We start from the raw sequence: 700 nt of genomic DNA, 5'->3' as shown, positions 1-700 counted from the left end.
TCACGGCAGTGACCGCGGCAACGATTAACGTGGTGTGCAATGTTTCCTGGCGAGTTGGCCAGATGACCTTACGCATTTCGGTTCTTGCTTCACGTGCAAAAGCCACGGTTGCTTTGCCTTTGGTGGTCAGCAACGCAATGCCGCCCGCCGCAGCGATCAACACCACGACAGCCAGCGCGCGTAAAGGCAGTGTCACATCGCGATACAGGTAGTTACCGACGATTGCTACCAGCAGCAATGCGATCACAACTACCCACTTTACCGCTTCCAGGCCGCGCCCGCTCCCTTGAGCTTCGGTATTCGCACTCATAAACCAACCTGCCACAATAATTCAGAAACTATTCTGCCCCGCAGAGCGAGGCATCCAAACCGAATGCGCTTTTGGGCATAACTCGGTATCCAGCGCCGTAATACAGAGCCTGTCTCAGCAATGATTATGATCGAAAATCACTGATGAGCCAGGTTCTGGTTAACAGCGTACAAAAAGGGCATCAAATGATGCCCTTTCCGTGTGCATTGCGTCAAATATTATCGCTATTACGCGATAACTTTAGCAACAACGCCCGCGCCGACGGTACGGCCGCCTTCGCGGATTGCGAAGCGCAGACCTTCGTCCATTGCGATTGGATGGATCAGGGTAACAACCATTTTGATGTTGTCGCCTGGCATTACCATCTCAACGCCTTCTGGCAGTTCGATG

1 protein-coding gene and 1 pseudogene are annotated in these 700 nt (G+C 52.9%); both read right to left on the bottom strand.

Annotated elements, in window-relative coordinates; translation table 11 throughout:
- Positions 1 to 310: preprotein translocase subunit SecE (gene secE, locus QMM04_RS22930; RefSeq protein WP_282997191.1), on the bottom strand; the 310-nt coding region annotated here is incomplete at its 3' end.
- 227 nt (positions 311 to 537) lie between these two features.
- Positions 538 to 700, bottom strand: a pseudogene (gene tuf / locus QMM04_RS22925) (elongation factor Tu); the annotation flags it as partial.

The organism is Pantoea sp. Pa-EAmG, from assembly GCF_030024295.1.
Lineage (GTDB): Bacteria > Pseudomonadota > Gammaproteobacteria > Enterobacterales > Enterobacteriaceae > Pantoea > Pantoea dispersa.
Note: the sequence above shows the minus strand (reverse complement) of the source record. Positions and strands in the feature narration are given on the sequence as shown.